The organism is Nocardiopsis sp. NPDC006832, from assembly GCF_040635885.1.
GTDB lineage: Bacteria > Actinomycetota > Actinomycetes > Streptosporangiales > Streptosporangiaceae > Nocardiopsis.
This window is the reverse complement of sequence record NZ_JBEYLC010000066.1, coordinates 13717-28887: the sequence shown is the minus strand read 5'-3', so window position 1 is coordinate 28887 and position 15171 is coordinate 13717. Positions and strand designations below refer to the sequence as shown.

13 protein-coding genes and 1 tRNA gene are annotated in these 15171 nt (G+C 68.4%); 5 read left to right on the top strand and 9 right to left on the bottom strand.

The features are described from left to right. The first annotated feature begins 45 nt into the window (after positions 1-45). Positions 46-309, top strand: coding sequence for a zinc ribbon domain-containing protein (locus tag ABZ717_RS24100; protein ID WP_358514265.1), 264 nt, complete (start codon positions 46-48; stop codon positions 307-309). Here the strand turns inward: ABZ717_RS24100 and ABZ717_RS24095 are convergent. Further along, positions 248-607: a hypothetical protein gene (locus tag ABZ717_RS24095; protein ID WP_358514263.1), complete on the bottom strand. Its 360-nt coding sequence runs from the start codon at positions 605-607 to the stop codon at positions 248-250. The two genes, ABZ717_RS24100 and ABZ717_RS24095, sit on opposite strands and share 62 nt — an antisense overlap. A gap of 496 nt (positions 608-1103) precedes the next feature. Between ABZ717_RS24095 and ABZ717_RS24090 the strand changes: the two genes are divergently transcribed. Both ABZ717_RS24090 and ABZ717_RS24085 read left to right on the top strand, forming a co-directional pair. After that, positions 1104-2741, top strand: coding sequence for a PQQ-binding-like beta-propeller repeat protein (locus tag ABZ717_RS24090; protein WP_358514261.1), 1638 nt, complete (start codon positions 1104-1106; stop codon positions 2739-2741). Positions 2742-2838: 97 nt separating this feature from the next. Continuing rightward, positions 2839-2912: transfer RNA gene (locus ABZ717_RS24085), tRNA-Pro, on the top strand. An 86-nt stretch (positions 2913-2998) separates the two neighbouring features. Here ABZ717_RS24085 and ABZ717_RS24080 read toward each other — a convergent pair. From ABZ717_RS24080 to ABZ717_RS24070, 3 genes are all read right to left on the bottom strand, one after another. After that, a complete protein-coding gene (locus ABZ717_RS24080; protein WP_358514259.1) occupies positions 2999-3208 on the bottom strand; it encodes a ferredoxin in 210 nt (69 codons plus the stop codon). Positions 3209-3244: 36 nt separating this feature from the next. Further along, complete coding sequence (locus tag ABZ717_RS24075; protein WP_358514258.1) at positions 3245-4450, bottom strand: cytochrome P450; 1206 nt, start codon at positions 4448-4450, stop codon at positions 3245-3247. 160 nt (positions 4451-4610) lie between these two features. After that, positions 4611-5564, bottom strand: a complete 954-nt coding sequence (locus ABZ717_RS24070; RefSeq protein ID WP_358514257.1) for a 2-dehydropantoate 2-reductase N-terminal domain-containing protein — start codon at positions 5562-5564, stop codon at positions 4611-4613. A 101-nt stretch (positions 5565-5665) separates the two neighbouring features. Here ABZ717_RS24070 and ABZ717_RS24065 point away from each other — a divergent pair, with 101 nt between their 5' ends. Then, positions 5666-6235: a TetR/AcrR family transcriptional regulator gene (locus tag ABZ717_RS24065; protein ID WP_358514256.1), complete on the top strand. Its 570-nt coding sequence runs from the start codon at positions 5666-5668 to the stop codon at positions 6233-6235. Between the two features lie 386 nt (positions 6236-6621). Here the strand turns inward: ABZ717_RS24065 and ABZ717_RS24060 are convergent, their stop codons facing one another. The 4 genes from ABZ717_RS24060 to ABZ717_RS24045 form a co-directional block, all read right to left on the bottom strand. Continuing rightward, the gene (locus ABZ717_RS24060) at positions 6622-7098 is read right to left on the bottom strand and encodes a (2Fe-2S)-binding protein (RefSeq protein WP_358514255.1); all 477 of its coding nucleotides are present in this window, start codon (positions 7096-7098) and stop codon (positions 6622-6624) included. A 17-nt stretch (positions 7099-7115) separates the two neighbouring features. Further along, entirely contained in the window at positions 7116-9425 is a 2310-nt protein-coding gene (locus ABZ717_RS24055; RefSeq protein WP_358514254.1) for a molybdopterin cofactor-binding domain-containing protein, read from the bottom strand. A gap of 85 nt (positions 9426-9510) precedes the next feature. Then, entirely contained in the window at positions 9511-10743 is a 1233-nt protein-coding gene (locus ABZ717_RS24050) for an oxygenase MpaB family protein (RefSeq protein ID WP_358514253.1), read from the bottom strand. An 83-nt stretch (positions 10744-10826) separates the two neighbouring features. Next, complete coding sequence (locus ABZ717_RS24045; RefSeq protein WP_358514252.1) at positions 10827-12047, bottom strand: oxygenase MpaB family protein; 1221 nt, start codon at positions 12045-12047, stop codon at positions 10827-10829. A 267-nt stretch (positions 12048-12314) separates the two neighbouring features. Here ABZ717_RS24045 and ABZ717_RS24040 point away from each other — a divergent pair, with 267 nt between their 5' ends. Then, positions 12315-13013: a helix-turn-helix domain-containing protein gene (locus ABZ717_RS24040; protein WP_358514251.1), complete on the top strand. Its 699-nt coding sequence runs from the start codon at positions 12315-12317 to the stop codon at positions 13011-13013. Here ABZ717_RS24040 and ABZ717_RS24035 read toward each other — a convergent pair. Next, positions 13004-15166, bottom strand: a complete 2163-nt coding sequence (locus tag ABZ717_RS24035; protein ID WP_358514248.1) for a 3-hydroxyacyl-CoA dehydrogenase NAD-binding domain-containing protein — start codon at positions 15164-15166, stop codon at positions 13004-13006. The genes ABZ717_RS24040 and ABZ717_RS24035 overlap by 10 nt on opposite strands. Positions 15167-15171 lie beyond the last annotated feature (5 nt).

Sequence of the window (15171 nt, the reverse complement as noted above, 5' to 3'; positions counted from 1 at the left end):
CTGGTCGACCCCGCTTACACCTCGCAGACGTGTTATCGGTGCAAGGTGGTGGACGCCCACTCGCGCAAGAGCCAAGCCGAGTTCGTGTGCACCTCCTGCGCACACACCGACCACGCCGATGTGAACGCGGCCAAGAACATCCTTTACGCCGCAGGGCATGCGGTGTCAGCCTGCGGAGACCTCGGGGGTTACCCGGTCTGTGAAGCAGGAACCAGCGCCCCCGCGAGGGACAGCGCGCCGACCGGCGTTATCGCTGGTGGGAATCCCCCGGCTTTAGCCGTGGGGAGGAAGTCAAGTGCAGGTCGGTGAACTGGACGAAGGCGGCCAGCGGGGTGCGCCGGTCGTCGCGGTCGCTCTGGGCGGCCACGAGGTCCTCGCGGACCTCGATGGGCCAACCGGGCCCGGAGGTCAGCAGCTTGTAGCCGTCACCGACAGCGGTACCGACCTCGGCGAGGGTGGCCCCCTCCGGGGCCACGACCCGGTCCAGGGGCTGGCGCATGAGGCTTTCGTGGGCGGAGGCCGAGGTGGGGTAGGCGCCCAGAGCGAGGGCGCCGCCGACCCCGGCGGAGGTGGTCAGGAGGAATCCACGCCTGTTGAGGGAGGGCATGCGTGCGGGTCCTTTCGGGGGTACGGGGGCGCACTCATTGAAGAACACCCGGTGCGCTGGGGCAATGGGTGGTGGGCGCCCCCGATCGCCCCGGAGAAGAGAGGGCCGGGGCCGGATGGGTAGGATCACCGGTTCGGCTCGTACCGAACCCCGTTCGGTGACGGTCGGTGATGGGACGATGTCCACCCGCGCGTCGCCCTCCTGCCCGGTCCCGTTCGCCGGACCCCGCCGAGCCCGTCATGAACATGAAAGCGTTTCACGTCTGGCCGGAACCGGCCGGCGCCGGTGGGAGGCCAGACCAGGGAGGCTGCTAGCTTTTCGTGGCGGAATGTGGCCTTCGTCGTAGGGAGTGGGGTTCCGGGCCCACCGAAACACGTGGCCGAAGGACTCTCCCCGAGTGGTCCCTTCCTCGACCCGGCCCTGGCCCCCTCCTGCCTCGCCGCCGACGGCCACGCCCACTCATCGGCGCACGACCCTCGATGAACGGAACGGAACAGTGACTCAAGAGAAGAACCCCGGGGTGTTGCGGAACGCCCTGACCTGGTGCGGGGCTGGGTCGGTGGCCGGCGCCCTGCTGTGGCTCGTCATCGTGGCCGTGGTCTACGGCGGGGAGGCCTTCGGCGGAGGTTCCTGGTGGATGCTCTCAGTGCTGGTCGGGGTCCTCGCCCTCTTCCTCGTCGTGGACCGGCGGGAGGATTCCGAGAAGCGCTACCCGTTCCGGATGGTCCCCCTGGCCGTGGTCGGGCTACTGGTGGCCTGGCCGACCTTCCCCCGGGACTCCTTCGAAGCCACCACACGCGACGCGGGGACCTTCTCGCCCTCTCCCCCCGAGGTGCACCTGTGGGTGGCCGCCTGCGCGGTCGGCCTGGGCTGCTCGCTCCTGCTCCTCGGACTGAGTCGGCCCGAACCCCGGCCCTGGCTCCACGCCCTGCCCGCCGCCGGAGCGGGCTCGCTGGCCGTGGCCCTTACCGGGACACTGGTCGGTACCGTTCTTCTGCCCTGGGTCCCCCGACAGGTGGCCGGCGACCTCCCCGACCCCTCCCAGGTCCCGGCGAACGTCGCCCGGGTGGGCTGGGAGTGGCGGCCGCCCATGGGCGCCGAGGTCACCGAGGTGCTCCCGGGCGGCCACGGGCCCCTCGTCCTGCTCCGCGACGGCGCCGTGGCCCTGGACGGGACCGATGGTGAGGAACTGTGGTCCTACCGGCGCCCCTACGATCCGGTCCGCGACGTGTGGGTCGACGAGGGCCATGTGCACGTACGGCACCAGGTCGGCACCGACGACGGCGGTGAGGGCCTCCTCCAGACGGTGGCGCTCGACGCGGAGACCGGAGAAATCGCCGAAGAGGACTCCGACGCCGTCGTCCCCCCTGGTGGTGGGGTGCGAGAGCACGGCCGCGAACTGGTGGCCGAGTCCCTGGACCTGCCCCAGGAGTGCGTGGTCTCGCAGCACATGGTTCATGATCGGCTGCTGGTCGGTGTTTTCGGCTGCCCTGAAGACCCGGGCACCGACACGGTCGTGGCCGTCGACCCGAGATCGAGGACCGAAGTCTGGCGCACCGAGTGGGACGCGTCCGCCGAAGGTAATGGCCCCAGACCCACCAAGACCCCCACCACGTGGGCGGGGAGCCCGATCGTGGTGGACGATGGGCCGCAGGGACGCACCGTCGTCCTGGACCCGGCGACCGGGAACGAACTCGTCACCCTCCCGGATGGGACCGAAGCCGACGACTTCCAGGGCGTGGTCCACGCGGATCCACGGGGAAGCGTCGTCGCCTTCGACACCGACCGATTGGAGTACACCTTCCACCGTGCCGACGCTTCGGGCGAGATCACCGACACCGCCGTGCTGACGGAGACCCACCTGAGCGTCCACATCGGTTCCGACAAGATCGTCGTCCTCGACGACGCACTGGTGATCACCAGGACCCACGGCCTGCACGCCGACGACATCGAAGTCGTCGTCCAAGCGGTCCCGTTCGGAGAGACGACCACCTGGGGCGAGGGGAACGTGCTCCAGGACGATCGTCAGATCGGCACGGTATCGAGCGAACCGATCCTCATGCCGACACCCGGCGCGGTGGTCCTCCTGAGCGAGGACGAACGATCACAGGTCCTCGAAGGATTGGTTCCCTGAACCGGACCGGCCGCCCAGCGGGGATCCCGGTCCGAACACCTCTCCCGATACGGTATGGTTTTCCCTGTTGGCAACGCCGCAGGCGCTGGTCAACGGACGGGACGTAGCGCAGTTTGGTAGCGCACTTGACTGGGGGTCAAGGGGTCGTGGGTTCAAATCCCGCCGTCCCGACGCAGTAGGAGAGGGGTCCACCGCGAGGTGGGCCCCTCTCTGTTTCTCCGACGGGGTGTCGGCCCACGTCGTATCGGACCGTAAGGTCAGCCTCGGTTGGGCGACGCTTCCAGTGAGAGGGCCTGGCCAGGACACAGGTGCACCGCTTCGCGGGCCTTCTCGATCAGCTCACTCCTCGGTGTCTCGTCCAGCACGATGACCGTGGCGTCGTCCTCGCTCTGGTCGAACAGCTCGGGCTCAGTGAGCACGCACTGTCCGGCGCCGACGCACCTGTCGGTGTCCGCGATGATCTTCATGGTCCTCATCTCCTGAGGTGGTGGGTGGGGCGGCCTCTACCAGGTGACCGGGAGCTGGTAGAGGCCGAAGATGTTCGCGTCGTCCTTGAACGGCAGTTCGTCGACGTCTCTCGCCAACCGCAGCGTGGGGACACGGCGGAACAGTGTGTCGAACACGATTTGGAGTTCCATTCGGGCCAGGTTCTGTCCCAGGCACTGGTGGGGTCCGAACCCGAACGCGACGTGTTGGCGCGCGTGCCGTTCGATGTCGAGCTCGTCCGGGTTCTCGAACGCCCTCGGGTCACGGTTGGCCGCATAGGAGAGTGCCAGCACGCCTTCCCCGGCTTTGATGAGCTGCCCGCCGATCTCGATGTCCTCGATGCACAGCCGGGCTGTCGCCGCGTCGATGATCGTGAAGTACCGAAGCATCTCGTCGACCGCGTTGAGCGTTTTGCCTGGATCGGTCCTGATCTTCGCGAGCTGCTCCGGGTTGCGCAGGAACGCCACGGTCGACAACGAGATCATGTTCGCCGTCGTGTCGTGGCCGGCCACGAGTAGCAGGAGGCCCATGCCGGTCAATGCCGACCGCCGGTAGGTGCCGTCCGCGCGCAGCTTGACGATCTGGCGCCCGAGTAGATCGTCCGGCGGGTTCAGTTCCTTCTCCGCGACGAGGTCGGCCATGTAGCCCTGGATGGCCCCCATGGCCGCACCCCGTTCCTCGGGCGGCGTCGACTGCTTGATCACCTTCACCGTGAGGCCCTGGAAGAACTCATGGTCGGCGTAGGGCACCCCCAGCATCTCGCAGATCACCAGGGACGGGACCGGCAGCGATAGCGATTTCACCAGGTCACCGGGGTGCGGGCCGGCCAGCAGCGCGTCGATCTGCCCGTCGACGATCTGCTGGATCCGCGGCCGCAGCGCTTCCAACCGGCGCACCGTGAACTCGCCGAGCACGGCCTTGCGCGCCGGCCCGTGCTCGGGCGCGTCCATTTCGAGCAGCATGCGCTCCGCGTCCGGCCGCCGGGACACCGCCTTGCCCTCGACCAGTGCTGGGAAATCCGGATGCTGCCGATGGGCGCTGAACCGTCGGTCGTTCAACACGTTTCGCACGTCTTCGTGGCGGCTGACCACCCAGGCCCACCCCCCGTCGGGCAGGCGAACCCGTGAGACCGGTTCTTCTTCGCGGATCTCCTGGTACGCCGGCGGCGGCGCGAACGGGCACGTACGGGCCATGGGGAACTCGTGCTTCTCGGTGGTGGTCATGACTTCTTCCTTCCACGACGTCACGGACAGGCGATAGGGATTGGACTGCCAAAGCCATGTGTGAACGGCAGCCGACCGACTGGTGCGATCGGATTCGGCTCTGGGATGTGGCGGGCCGAGGAGCCGCAACGGACCACCGGGACCGACAACATCGGCGGATTCAGACTCGACCCGTCCCCTCATGGGCGAAGTGCGGTTCCGCCGCTGCCAGCCGTGGTACTGGGACGTCCAGCCGCCGTGCCTCGGCCAGGACGTCCCTGCAGACCGCACGCGGCTCCTCGGCGTCGGGGTCGGAGTGCGCCGCGAGACTCACGCGCGCGAGCGCGAAATGAGCGGTCAGCCAGGCGAGCGCGGGGGCCGTCAGCCAGGTGGGTGCCCGGAACAGCAGCACACCGCCCCAGTGTTGGCGCAGGTCAACGCCACGCGCCTGGAGGAGCGGCAGCAGCTCCCGGCCGGCCAGTAACCCTTCGCGCAGGTCGTCCGTTGCCCCGACCAACTTGGACAGGGAACCCAGCCGCAAGCCCTGCGAGAAGAGGCCGGCATCCGACACGAAATGGACCCACAGCCAGCCGCGGAAGTCGGACCGCTCCTTGATCCGGAGCCCGGCCTGGCGAAACGCCTGGCGAACGGCCCGCTCTCGGTCGGTCGGGGGCGGGCCGAGGGTGCCGAAGACCACCGACGGCAGCAGCGCCCCACGGAGCACGCCGTCCGCGCTGAAACCGCCACCGGCCTGGGGGAAGCCCCAGGCGATCCGGTCGGCGGGGAGGTCGCCGATCGCGGCCGCCGGCTCGGTCCAGATGTTGCCGAGGATCAGCACCGTGGCCCGGCCCACACGCGGGGCCAGGAAGGCCGTCGCCTCCGCGATGTGGTGGTGCGGCACGCTGAGCACGATCAGGTCGAAGTCGTGGTCCGGCTCCAGCGCCTCGCGGTAGCGCACCGGCCACTTCTCGACGACGCGCTGCCCCCACATCCGGCGCCGCGTATCGATCAGGTCGAGGTCCACAGCGTCTCCGTACGTCGCCGCGCGGCCCGGCCGGACGTAGAACTCGACGTCATGCCCGGCTTGTTCGAGGGCCCAGCCGTAGATGGTGGCGATCACGCCTCGGCCGAACATCAGGATCTTCATGGCACACCTCGTGGGGTATCATTTATGTGGAGACAATCTCCACTTTGAAGATATGGAGACGATCTCCAGTTGTCAACGGGAGGCAATGCATGACCGCAGGCAAGCCGCTGCGCGCCGACGCCCAGCGCAACCGCGACGCCCTGCTCGCCACGGCTCGGGAGGTCTTCGACGCGGGCGACTTCTTCGACTTGCGCTTCGACGACTTCGCCCGTCTGGCCGGGGTGGGCACCGGCACGCTGTACCGCCATTTCCCCACCAGGGAGGCGCTGGCCGAGGCGGTCTACCACAAGGAGGTCGCCACACTGTGCGCCCGTGCTCGCGAACTACAGGGCGAGCTGCCGGCGGCGGAAGCGCTGGCGACCTTCCTGCGTGCCATGGTCGACCACATAGGTGCCCACGAGGGCCTGGCCCGGACGCTGGCCACGCTCATGGCCAGCCGCTCGGGTGCGCTCGCCGAAGGCGGTAAGGCGTTGGAACAGGCGGTCGCGGACCTGGTGACCGCAGCCGTCGCGGACGGCGGCATCCGTGACGACCTGGGCCCCGGCGCCATCATGATGGCACTGCACGGCATCGGCGCGGCCCACGATCGCCCCGACTGGCGGGCCGAGGCCGACGATGTCATCACCCTCGTGCTGGACGGGCTGCGCCGCCCGCTATGACAAGGCGCGACGCGAGGTCTGACGAACCGCTGGACTCGGGGCCGTCACGCTGATGCGCGGTGGTCGGGCGCCCTTGGGGAACGTTCGTGTCTTCCCGCGCCCGCCGGCGATTCCGGAGCGGTTCACGTCGGTAAGGAGGCGGGCGGTGCCCACCTGGGAGCGATCGCGCTGGGGAGGGTGGACCCGCCCGCCGGGTGCTACTACGCGGCTGTTCGACGCGATGCGCTCACTTGGCCGGAGCCCTCGGAACCCGCTCGCGACGACAGGGTGAGGGACGCCCTGTGGCGGGACAACGCCTCACTGGTCGACCTCCAGCCGTGACAGTCGGGCGATGTGCCGCCGTGGCCGGACTTGAACGGGTTCGCCGAGGGGGCCGCATGGCCCTTTCACATGCGTTCGGCGCCGTTCCGGATGGCCTCCCGGATACGCGGGTAGGTGCCGCAGCGGCAGATGTTGCGGATGCCGTCCAGGTCCTCGTCGGTGATCTGACGGCCCTCGTCGGAGGCCCGCCGGACCAGGGCGACGGCCGTCATGATCTGGCCCGGTTGGCAGTAGCCGCACTGGGACACGTCCTGCTCCAGCCAGGCCTCCTGCATCGGGTGCAGGTCTTGACCGACGGTGTCGGGCAGACCCTCGATGGTCGTGATCTCGTCGGACTCCTCCAGGGCCGAGACAGGGACGGCGCACGGGGTGATCGCCCTGCCGTTGAAGTGGCTGGTGCAGGCCTGGCAGACGCTGATGCCGCACCCGTACTTGGGGCCGGTGACACCGAGGACGTCGCGCAGTACCCACAGGAGTCGTACGTCGTCGGCGACGTCAACGGTGACCTGTTCACCGTTGAGGCGGAAGGTGTGCTCGGGCATGGGGGGTTCTCCTCGGTTCAGACCGCGTCGTCCAGGCCGTCGGTGGGGGATTCGGGGATCGGGGGCACGGTCGGGATGGGGTCGAAGGACAGTTCCCCGTGGTTGATGGGGAAGGTGGTGGGCATCGTGCCGGTGGCCCGACCGTACGCGCAGGCCACGGCCGCGTTGGCCGGGGCGACGGCCAGTTCGCCCGCGCCGCCGGGCTCCCCGTTCGCCGGCATCACGATGACCTCCATCTCCGGAGGCGTGTTCCACTGGCGGGTGTAGAAGTAGTTGTCCCAGCTCGCTTCGAGGAAGTGGCCGTCTTCCAGGTGCAGGCTGGAGGACAGGGCGAGCGCGATGCCGTCCATGATCCCGCCCTGCATCTGTGCCTCCAGGCCGCGCGGGTTGACCGCCAGACCCACGTCCACGGCGCAGACCGCCTTGGTCACGCGCGGGCCCGCCACACCGTTGCGGATGGGGCGCTCGATGGTCTCGGGTCGGCAGTCGATCTCGACCAGTACCGCGCACACGGACTTGTACTCGTGCATGAACGCGATGCCCTGCGCGGTGTTCTCGGGCATCTCCCGGCCCCACTCGCCGACCTCTGCGACCTTGTCCAGGACCGCGCGGGAACGTTCGTCGTCCAGGAAGTCGCGCCGCAACTCGTAGGGGTCGCGGTCCCACTCCCGGGCGAGCCGGTCGACCATCAGTTCACGGGCGGTCAGGACGTTCGGGGAGTAGACGTTGCGCATGCTCCCGGTGTTGAAGCTCCGGTTGGTCTCGTTGAGCAGGCGGGTGCTGAGCCCGAAGTCGTAGGACGTCGCCTGGGAGAGCTGGAAGAACACCTGGGAGAACGTGCCGTCCAGCCCCGGGACCTGCGCCGCCATGGCGGTCACCACGTCGCCGAACCCGTGGCTCAGGTCGGTGGCGACGCTGGTGTGCCGCTGGTCGTAGCGCAGCACACGGTTGCGGGTGTGGGAGATGCGTACGCGCGAGATCGCCATCGGCTGGGTGCGCCCCTGGCGGGTGTCGTCGGCCCGGTGCCACATGAGCTTGACCGGCTTGCCGAACGCCTTCGAGGCCTCCGCCGCCTCCAGCGCGGCGTCGAAGAACAGCTTGCGCCCGAACGAACCACCGCTCTCGGTGATGTGCACGGTCACCGCGCTCTGTCGCAGGCCGAGCAGCTTGGCGATCTCGCCCTGGGCGACGATCGGCGACTTCAGCCCCGCCCAGATCTCCGCTCTGTCGGAACGCACGTCGGCGATCGCGCAGTTCGGCTCCAGGGCGCTGTTGTTGCGGAAGTGGAAGGTGAACTTCTCCTCCATCCGGGAGACGCCCGGCAGCGGCAACGGCATGCGCGGCTCGGCCCCCTCCAGTTCCCGGAGCACGTCCGCGTCGGACAACCCGTCGGCGCTGCCCGAGGCCCAGGAGACCTCCAGGGTCCGAACGGCGTCCATGCACTGGCCGAAGGTCTCGGCCCGTACCGCCACACCCGTGGAGATGCTCGCGACGTCGGTGACGCCCGGCATCTCCAGTACGGCGTCGGCGTTGGAGACCGAGGCGGGCGTGCCGTTGATGGTCGGTGCCCGGCACACCATGGTCGGTAGGGCGTTCTCCACGGCGAGGTCCATGGCGAACTTCTTGCGCCCGGTGACGGCGTCGAGCGCGTCGACGCGGTTCTGGGGTGTGCCGACGACGTTGAACGCCTGCGCCGACTTGAGTTCGACGTCCACCTCCTCGTCGGTCTCGCTCGCGGCCTTGGCCGCCAGGGTCCCGATGTCGGCGCTGTGTCCGGCCTCGTCGGAGATCACGCCGTCTCGCAGGGTCAGTGCGTCCACGTCGGAGCCGAACTCGTCGGCGGCGGCCTCCATGAGCCGCAGTCGTGCGGCGGCGGCCGCGATCCGGATGGGGGTGTAGGTCGAGATCGTGGTGTTCGAGGCGCCGGTGAGCTGGTTGAAGAGCAGTTCCGGTCGGGCGTCGGCCAGGGTGACCCGTACCCGGTCCAGCGGTAGGTCCATCTCCTCGGCGATCAGCATCGCCGTCGACGTGGTGATGCCCTGACCGACCTCCGCGCGTGGCAGGGCGAACGAGACCGTGCCGTCGTCGTGGACCTCGACCGTGATCAGCAGCGAGGTCGGCTTGGCCGCCAGCGTCATCACGTCGTTGAGGTCGACGATGTCCGTCAGGTCGGCGGCCTGTGCCTCCTCGGCCCCGGCCGCCTCCGGTAGGACGAGCTCCGCGGCGGTGACCAACGTGGCGCCCGCCAGCACGTATCCGAGAAAGCGGCGTCTACCGACGACGTGCGCGCCGGGACGGGGCGCGAGGGGTTGTCCGGATTGACTCATCGAATCGATCTCGCCATTCCTTCGTTGCTTCGCCGCGACACGGGTCCACGGCGCGGAGGTACCGTGCCGCGGACCCGGCGAGGGGTCAGTAGTCGGGGTTGTTGGTGGTGGGGATCTCGATGCTGATCGGCTGGAGCTCGGAGAGGAAGAGCAACATCGCTCGGCGCAGGAACTCGTCGAAGGTCCAGTAGAGGGTGCTGGTGCCGGGGAAGCGGTCGAGCACGCCCTCGCGAACGGCGACGAACGGGTCCCAGAACGTGTCCAGCGCCCGGTCCCAGATCGGTTCCTTGGGGATCTCCAACCACTCGGCGATCTCGTCACCGAGCATGAATCGGGTGAAGGCGCCCAGGATCGGTCGGCTGACGATGCCGGCGTCGACGTTCTTGGCCAGGTCGAGGAGGATGTCGGCCAGATCGATGCCCTCGCGGGTCGGGGCCAGGATCGGGTCGAGCACCTGTTCGGCCTGCGAGTTCGCGGCGTCCCATGAAGCGGGGATGTACTCGTCGTCGACCCCGAGCATGGCGGCGCTGACCTGCCAGGAGTGCAGGAAGGCATCGGACTCGTCGTCCGGGATGGGGATCTCCCAGTCCGTCAGCATGCGCATCACGGTGGTCGGCAGGCTGTGCCAGGTGACCATGATGTCCGCCTGGCTGATGGGGATCTCCTCGTCGGCGACCTCCTTCCAGAAGGAGGACTGCGGGAGCAGGTGTCGCACCGCGGCGTGGACCAGTCGGGTCTTGACCGCGGTCACGATCATCTCGCCGTCGGGCCGGTAGGCGTTGGTGGCGCCGATGTCGTAGCCGAGCTTGGCGGTCTTGGAGATTCGGGCCTTCATGTCCGAACCCCCCTTGGAGTAGTAGACCGCCAGGGCCTCGCGCGGGATGACGGTGGACATCATGCCGCTGGCCAGCCCGTACAGGGTGCCGAGGTAAAGGCCGCGCTTCTCGTTGAACTCGACCGCCAGTTCCAGCTTGTCGGTGTCGGCCCAGGAGGGCATCTGCCGGGCCTCTTCCATGAAGTTCTTCAACTCCGCGGGGAGCCCGGAGGGCAGGTCCTGGTCGTTGCGGGTCCACTGCCGCAGCAGTTCGTTGACCTCGGGGACCACTCCGTCATCGAGGAGGCCGGCGACGATCGGGTCGCCCTTGGGGTCCCAGACGTTCAGGGGGTCGATGCCGGTGCCGGAACCGGCGATGGACTGGTCCGCCGACCAGGTCCAGTTGGTCATGGCGCGTGCGTAGGCGGGGGACATCATGCCCATGGCCCCGAACGCTCCGAGGGTTCCGCCGGCCAGAATCGTTCGTCTGTTGAGGTCCTTCATGTCCGTGACTCCTTCACCGGGCCGGTCGGTACACCGTTGCCCGAAGAGCGGGGGGTGAGTGGGGGGTTCTGCCCGTTTCGAGATCAGTAGTCGGGGTTGTTGTGCGTGGGGATCTCGATCTTGGTCTCCTCACCGTCGGTGAGGGAGAGCAGCGTGTACTGGCGGATGAACTCTTCGATGGTCCAGGCGATCTGGGGCACGAGCGGGCGCGGAATGAGGCCCTCGCGGAACCTGACGAAGGTCGGCCAAGCTCTGACGACCAGGTCGTCCCACGGGCGTTCGCGCGGGATCTCGATGGAGTCGGCGACCTCGTCACCGATGAGGAAGCGGGCCAGGGAGTTGACCAGGGGGCGGGAGGCGCTGCCGATGCGGTCGGACAGTTGGGCCAGGAGGGTGTCGGCGAGGTAGGTGCCCTCCTCGGTGGGTCCCATGTTCCGCGCCATGATCTCGTCCGACTGCGCGTAGGCGGCCTCCCAGGTGGCGGGGATGTACTCCTCGGAGATCCCGAGCAGGGCCGCGGTCACCTGCCACACGTGCAGGTAGGCCTCGGCCTGGTCGTCGGTGATCGTCACCTCCCACTCCTGCATGTTGCGCATGGCGAAGGTCGGCAGCGTGTGCCAGGTGACGAGCATGTCCTCCTGGTTGATCGGGAGGTCCTCGTCCGCGGAGTCCCGCCAGTGCGGGGACTGGGGGAGCAGGTGCCGCACCCCCGCGTGCACCAGCCGGGTCTTGACGCACTCGACCACGCAGGTCCCCTCGGGGCGGTAGGCGTCCAGTGAACCGACCGCGAAACCGAAGAGGCTCGTCTTGGCCACCCGGTCCTTCATGTCCGCGCCACCGGCGGAGTAGTAGACCGAGCGCGCCTCGGCGGGGATGGCACAGGCGAGCATGCCACCACCGGGACCGTTGTTCAGGTTGAGGTAGAGCCCGTGGGTGCGGTTGAACTCGGCGGCGACCTCCAGCTTCTCCTGGTCGGCCCAGGAGGGCATCCGACGGGCCTCTTCCATGAAGTCCCGCAGGTCGGAGGGCAGACCCTCGGGCAGTGCCTGTTCGTTGGTGTTCCAGTTCCACAGGGCGTCGTTGACCTCGGGGATGGCTCCCCGCTCGAACAGTGACTTCAGGAGGGGATCGGCCACCGGGTCCCAGACCTGGTGCGGGTCGAGTCCGGCGCCTGAACCGGCCACCGAGTCGGTGGGAGACCAGTTCCAGCCGGCCATCGCGCGTGCCTGGGCCGGGGCCGCGGCCACCAAGGCACCGAAGGCACCGGCGGCGATGAGGGCTCGGCGCCTGTTGATGTGCGCCATGGTTGGGATCCTCTCTCGAAACACAGGACCAGGATGATACTGTGATACGTAGTTTGATTCTGCGTATCATCAGCGAAACACAACTTAACGTGAAGCGCCAGACCCTTAACATGATCCGTTCATCGAACCGCTAAGCGGACCGGTTCTCGGCAGTGGCTTTCATCAGCCCGAACAGTGTCCGGGCCAGGGTGGAAAAGTTCGTCCTGGATCCGGGCTCGATGAACACGAGAGGAAGGTGAATCCATGGAGCCTGTATTATCTGTGACCATGGCGCCCTCAGAACCGGAATCCCTCCTGGAACGCGCGTACGCGGACGCGGTCGGTCGGGTCGATGACCAGGACGAGATCACCACACGCGTGCTCGACGCGGCCTACGAGCAGTTCTGTCGAATGGGCATCAGACGTTCCACGATGGAGGACGTGGGCACCCTGGCCGGGGTCTCCAGGATCACGGTCTATCGCCGTTTCGCCACGAAGGACGCGTTGATCGAGAACGTGGTGCGGCGTGAGTTCCGTCGTTACTTCGACCGGTTCCTCATCGACATAAAGCAGGCGAACACGGTATGCGAACGGGTGGTGTACGGCTTCGCGAGTTCGTTGCGGACCATTCGCGCGCATCCGTTGATAGGGGTTCTGCTCAACGACGAACCGGACGTGGTCGCGCCCTCCATGATCAACGACGGTGGACGCACGCTGGCGACGGTGTGCACGTTCGTCGCCGGACAGCTGCGCCTCGAACAACAGGCGGGCAACATCGAACCCGACGTGGAGGTCGAACGCGTCGCGGAACTGATGGTCCGTGTCTCCGCGTCCTTCCTCATCATCCCCAGCCACATGGTCGACCTGGACGACGACGCGGAGCTGCGGGCGATAGCCGAACAGTTCCTGGTGCCCATGCTGCGGCCTCCGGAGCGGACCGGGGGACCGGGTCCCCGGCCCGCTCCACCGACGAGCACTCACTCGTAGCGCTCTCCCCGCTCGGCCTTGGCCACCAGGGACGCCGGTGGTTCGAACCGTTCGCCGTAGGCGGCGGCGAGCTCCTTGGCCCGGGTGACGAACCCCGACAGGCCCCCCGGGTAGCCGTTCACGTACTGCAGGGTGCCCCCGGTCCAGGCCGGGAATCCGATGCCCAGGATGGAACCGACGTTGGCGTCGGGCACCGACCGCAGTACCCCTTCGTCCAGGCAGCGGATCGTGTCGAGGGACTCGGCGAAGAGCATCCGCTCCTTCATGTCCTCGAACGGAATGGTCCGCCCTTCGACGGTGAAGTGCTCCAGCAGACCCGGCCAGAGTCCGACGCGTCGATCGTCCTCGTAGTCGTAGAAACCGGCCCCCGTCGAGCGTCCACCCCGGGAGAACTCGTCGATCATCCGGTCGATGACCACTTCGGAACCGTGCGCGTTCCACTCGCCGCCCTCGGCCAGGACCGCGGCCTTGGTCTCCTCGCGGATCCCGCGGGGCAGGGTCAGGGTCAGCTCGTCCATGAGCCGCAGCGGCGGCGTGGGGTAGCCGGCCTGGTGGCCCGCCTGTTCGATGGAGGCCGGGTGCAGCCCCTCACCGAGCATCGCGACGGCCTCGTCGACGAACCTGCCGATCACCCGGCTGGTGTAGAAGCCCCGACCGTCGTTGACCACGATGGGGGTCTTGCCGATGAGCCGGGCGACGTCGACCGCCTTGGCGAGGGTGGCGTCGGAGGTGTGTTCCCCGACGATGATCTCCAACAGCGGCATCTTGTCCACCGGGGAGAAGAAGTGCAGGCCGACGAAGTCCTCCGGGCGCTGGACCCCCTTGGCCAGATCGGTGATCGGCAGGGTGGAGGTGTTGGAGCCCAACAGAGCGTTCGGGGCGACGGACTCGACCTCGGCGAAGACCTTCTGTTTCAGGTCGGGGTCCTCGAAGACCGCCTCGATCACCAGGTCGCAGTCGCCCAGCTCCGTCGCGTCGGCGGTCGGCGAGATCCGGGCGAGCAACTCGTCGGCCCTGACCCGGGTCATCCGCCCCTTGGCGACGGCCTTGGCGACCAGCTTCTCGGAGTACCGCTTGCCCCGCTCGGCCGCCGCCCGCTCGACGTCCTTCAGCACCACCCGCAGGCCGGCCCGCGCGCACGAGTAGGCGATACCGGCGCCCATCATGCCCGCGCCCAGCACGGCCACCGTCTCCGGGACGAACCTCTCGTGCCCCTCGGGGCGGTTGCCGCCGCTCTCGATGTGCTGCGTGTCGTAGAAGAAGGCCTGCATCATGTTCGCGGAGACCTGACCGGTCATCAGCTCCACGAGGTAGCTCGTCTCGACCTTCTGGCCCGAGTCGAAGTCCAACCGCGCGCTCTCGACCGCGGCGGCGAGGATGTTGCGGGGCGCCGGCATGTTCGCGCCCTTGAGTCGTTTGCGCAGGTTGGCGGGGAAGGCCGGAAGCATCGGCCGGAGCCCGGGGTGGTCGGGGGAGCCACCGGGCATGCGGTGGTTCGGCAGGTCCCACGGCTGGGCGGCGTCGGGGTTGGCCAGCACCCACTCCCGGGCCTTGGCCAGCAGCTCCTGCGGGGTGTCGGCCAGATCGTGCACCAGGCCCTTGGCCAGCGCCTTGGCCGGGCGGTACCACTGTCCCTGGAGCAGGACGTCCGTCAGCGCCCTCTCCAGACCCAGGAGCCGGACCGTCCGGCTGACGCCCCCGATGCCGGGTAGTAGCCCGAGGGTCACCTCCGGCAGGCCGATGCGTGTGCTCGCGACGTCCAGCGCGATCCGGTGGTGGCAGGCGAGCGCGACCTCCAATCCGCCGCCCAGGGCCGTGCCGTTGATGGCCGCGGCCACCGGTCGGCCCAGCGTCTCCAACCGACGCAACTGGTTCTTCATCGTGGAGCACAGCTCGGTGAGGGCCGCGGCGTCCTCCGGCCGGGCCCTGCTCATGAAGCCGACGTCACCGCCGGCGAAGAAGCTCTTCTTGGCGGAGGCGAGCACGACACCGGTGATGCCCTCCCGCTCGGCCTCCAGACGCTCCAGAGTGGCCTCCATCGAGTCCACGTAGGTCTGGTTCATGACGTTGATCGGCTGGTCCGGGTCGTTCATCGTCAGTACGACGACGCCGTCGGCCCCCTGGTCCCAGGCGAACATGTTCGTGTCGGGCATCGGTG

Excerpts from the sequence above, each read along its gene's own strand:
- ABZ717_RS24095 (WP_358514263.1), bottom strand. The coding sequence starts at position 607 with ATGCCCTCCCTCAACAGGCGTGGATTCCTCCTGACCACCTCCGCCGGG.
- ABZ717_RS24080 (WP_358514259.1), bottom strand. The coding sequence starts at position 3,208 with ATGAAGATCATCGCGGACACCGACAGGTGCGTCGGCGCCGGACAGTGC.
- ABZ717_RS24075 (WP_358514258.1), bottom strand. The coding sequence starts at position 4,450 with ATGACCACCACCGAGAAGCACGAGTTCCCCATGGCCCGTACGTGCCCG.
- ABZ717_RS24070 (WP_358514257.1), bottom strand. The coding sequence starts at position 5,564 with ATGTTCGGCCGAGGCGTGATCGCCACCATCTACGGCTGGGCCCTCGAA.
- ABZ717_RS24065 (WP_358514256.1), top strand. The coding sequence starts at position 5,666 with ATGACCGCAGGCAAGCCGCTGCGCGCCGACGCCCAGCGCAACCGCGAC.
- ABZ717_RS24060 (WP_358514255.1), bottom strand. The coding sequence starts at position 7,098 with ATGCCCGAGCACACCTTCCGCCTCAACGGTGAACAGGTCACCGTTGAC.
- ABZ717_RS24055 (WP_358514254.1), bottom strand. The coding sequence starts at position 9,425 with ATGAGTCAATCCGGACAACCCCTCGCGCCCCGTCCCGGCGCGCACGTC.
- ABZ717_RS24050 (WP_358514253.1), bottom strand. The coding sequence starts at position 10,743 with ATGAAGGACCTCAACAGACGAACGATTCTGGCCGGCGGAACCCTCGGA.
- ABZ717_RS24045 (WP_358514252.1), bottom strand. The coding sequence starts at position 12,047 with ATGGCGCACATCAACAGGCGCCGAGCCCTCATCGCCGCCGGTGCCTTC.
- ABZ717_RS24040 (WP_358514251.1), top strand. The coding sequence starts at position 12,315 with ATGGCGCCCTCAGAACCGGAATCCCTCCTGGAACGCGCGTACGCGGAC.
- ABZ717_RS24035 (WP_358514248.1), bottom strand. The coding sequence starts at position 15,166 with ATGCCCGACACGAACATGTTCGCCTGGGACCAGGGGGCCGACGGCGTC.